The organism is Stenotrophomonas sp. 2YAF22, assembly GCF_052114665.1.
In the GTDB taxonomy this organism is placed as follows: domain Bacteria; phylum Pseudomonadota; class Gammaproteobacteria; order Xanthomonadales; family Xanthomonadaceae; genus Stenotrophomonas; species Stenotrophomonas indicatrix.
On sequence record NZ_JBFRFE010000546.1, the window covers coordinates 1 to 3019 of the forward strand.

Sequence of the window (3019 nt, forward strand, 5' to 3'; positions counted from 1 at the left end):
GGACCGTTGGCGCCATGGATGGCGCCATCGAGCCCCCAGGGATGGGTTTACGGCGTGTCCTGCACCCCCACACCTCCCCGCCCAACCAACAGACAACCCAGAGCCGGCTGTTGCTGCTGAGGTTGCCGGCCAGCGGCCGGCACTACCGCGTCGGCAGGTGCAGGGCGCAGCCCTGCCGAAAAACCCTTACAGCGGCAGCGGTGCCTGCGCCGGATCGATCCGACCCTCGCCCCGGGTGATCTTCTTGAACTCGGCGCGGCTGACCGACACATAGCGCTCGTTGCCGCCGATCTCCACCTGCGGGCCGTCCTGCACGGCATGGCCGTGTTCGTCCACGCGCACGGTCATGGTCGCCTTCTTGCCGCTGTGGCAGATCGTCTTGATCTCCTGCATCTCGTCGGCCCAGGCCAGCAGGTACTGGCTGCCCTCGAACAACTCGCCGCGGAAATCGGTGCGCAGGCCATAGCACAGCACCGGGATGCGCAACTGGTCGACCACCTCGCTGAGCTGCCAGACCTGGCTGCGGCTGAGGAACTGCGCCTCGTCCACCAGCACGCAGCCCAGCGGCCCGTTGGCCTGCAGATCCTGCGTGACCCACTGCTGCAGGTCGGTGTCGCGTTCGAAGGCCATGCCGTCGGCGCGCAGGCCGATCCGCGAGGCGACCACGCCCGCGCCGGCACGGTCGTCCAGGCGCGGGGTCAGGATCGCCACGCGCATGCCGCGCTCGCGGTAGTTGTGCGCGCTCTGCAGCAGGGTGGTGGTCTTGCCGGCGTTCATCGCCGAATAGTAGAAATAGAGCTTGGCCATCGGCCGATTGTACGACGCCACCCGGCACCGGCCGAAGCCGTTCAGCAAGCCCACCGGCCGGCGGCTGTGGCCGCCATCAACGCCCGCTACAATCCCCACCCAATGCACGGTCTCAATCCCCCCCAAGCTGCCGCCGTCCTCCACATCGAAGGACCGCTGCTGGTGCTCGCCGGCGCCGGCAGTGGCAAGACGCGCGTGATCGTGGAGAAGATCGCCCACCTGATCGGCTGTGGCCGTTACCCGGCCAAGCGCATCGCCGCGATCACCTTCACCAACAAGTCGGCCAAGGAAATGCGCGAGCGCGTGGCCAAACGCCTGCGCGAGCAGGATGCCGATGAAGTGACCATCTGCACCTTCCATGCGCTGGGCCTGAAGTTCCTGCAGATCGAGCATGCCGCCGTCGGGCTCAAGCGCGGTTTCTCGATCTTCGATGCCGATGACGCGGCCGCGCAGATCAAGGACCTGATGTACGGCGCCAAGCCGGACGACATCGAGGACATGAAGAACCTGGTGTCGCGCGCCAAGAACGCCGGCCTGTCGCCGGAACAGGCGATGGCCGCCGCGCGCAGCAATCGCGAAAAGGAAGCGGCCGGCATCTACGAGCGCTACCAGTTGCGCCTGAGCGCGTTCAACGCAGTGGACTTCGACGACCTGATCCGGTTGCCGGTGCAGATCCTGGAAGAGAACCCGGACATCGCGCTGGCCTGGCGCGAGCGCATCGGCTACCTGCTGGTCGACGAATGCCAGGACACCAACGATGCGCAGTACCGCCTGCTCAAGCAGCTGGCCGGTGACAAGGGCAACTTCACCTGCGTGGGCGATGACGACCAGTCGATCTACGCCTGGCGCGGTGCCAACCCGGAAAACCTGCAGCAGATGGGGCGCGATTACCCGGCGCTGGAAATCATCAAGCTGGAGCAGAACTACCGGTGTTCCAACCGCGTGCTGCGCGCGGCCAACGCGCTGATCGCCAACAATCCGCACGAACACCTGAAGAAGCTGTGGAGCGACCAGGCCGACGGCGAGCGCATCCGTGTGTGGGAGTGCCGCAACAGCGAACACGAGGCCGAGAAGGTCGCCGCCGAGATCGCGTTCGTAGCGCAGACGCGCAACGTGCCGTGGAGCGATTTCTGCATCCTGTTCCGCGGCAACTTCCAGTCGCGTCCGCTGGAAAAGGCCATGCAGCTGCTGCGCATCCCCTACCACCTGACCGGCGGCACCATGTTCCTGGAGCGCCAGGAAGTGAAGGACACGCTGGCCTGGCTGCGGCTGCTGGTGAACCCGGACGACGACACCGCGTTCCTGCGTGCGGTGCAGTCGCCCAAGCGCGAGGTCGGCGCCGGCACCCTGGCCAAGCTGGCCGAACTGGCCTCGGAAAAGGACATGCCGATGGCGCAGGCCGCCGAGGCGATCGGCGCGCTGCAGCAGCTGCCACCGCGCGCGGCCAACAGCCTGGCGCGCTTCACCGACATCCTGCGCGACCTGCGCGCGCAGACGCGGCAGATCAGCTCCGGCGACATGATCCGCAAGGTCGCCAAGGAATCGGGCCTGCTCAGCGAGCTGCGGCAGCAGGCCAAGGAAGAAGCCAGCTACCAGCGTCGCGCCAACAACATCGAAGAACTGGCGCAGTGGTTCGAGGGTGGCCCGCGTGGTGCCACCGCGGCCGATCTGGCCGGCCAGTTGGCGCTGTTGTCGCGCAGTGACAAGGACGAGGGGGGCAACCAGGTGCGGATGATGACCATGCACGCCTCCAAGGGCCTGGAATTCCCCTATGTGTTCATCGTCGGCTGCGAGGATGGCGTGCTGCCGCACCAGGTCAGCCTGGACGAGGGCAATCTGCAGGAAGAGCGGCGCCTGCTGTATGTGGGCATCACCCGCGCCAAGATCCAGTTGTGGATGAGCTACAGCAAGCTGACCCGCAAGTTCGGCGAGCACGTGCGGCTGAAGCCGAGCCGCTTCTTCGAGGAGATCCCGGCCGAGGAGATCCAGCGCGATGGCGCTGATCCGGTTGCGGATGCGGCGCGCAAGAAGGAGCGGGCGACGGCGGGGCTGGCGGCGATCGAGGCGTTGTTCGACTAAGGCGCTCCAACGGCGCCGCCCCTCCGTGGTGGAGCGCGCGTTGGCTACGCGGGCTGGTCGGGGTGGGTTCGCGGGGGACGCCGTGAACCCGTCCCTGGGGGCTTAGCCGCGCCATCCATGGCGCGGATACCCC

General features: G+C 67.1%; 2 protein-coding genes. One reads left to right on the top strand and one right to left on the bottom strand.

The genetic code is table 11. The annotated features are described in order from the left end of the window. Nucleotides 1-186: 186 nt before the first annotated feature. Entirely contained in the window at nucleotides 187-807 is a 621-nt protein-coding gene (locus tag AB4Y84_RS17905; RefSeq protein WP_099819678.1) for a thymidine kinase, read from the bottom strand. A 102-nt stretch (nucleotides 808-909) separates the two neighbouring features. Between AB4Y84_RS17905 and AB4Y84_RS17910 the strand changes: the two genes are divergently transcribed. Next, the gene (locus AB4Y84_RS17910; protein ID WP_033832666.1) at nucleotides 910-2886 is read left to right on the top strand and encodes a UvrD-helicase domain-containing protein; all 1977 of its coding nucleotides are present in this window, start codon (nucleotides 910-912) and stop codon (nucleotides 2884-2886) included. The last annotated feature ends 133 nt before the right edge of the window (nucleotides 2887-3019 follow it).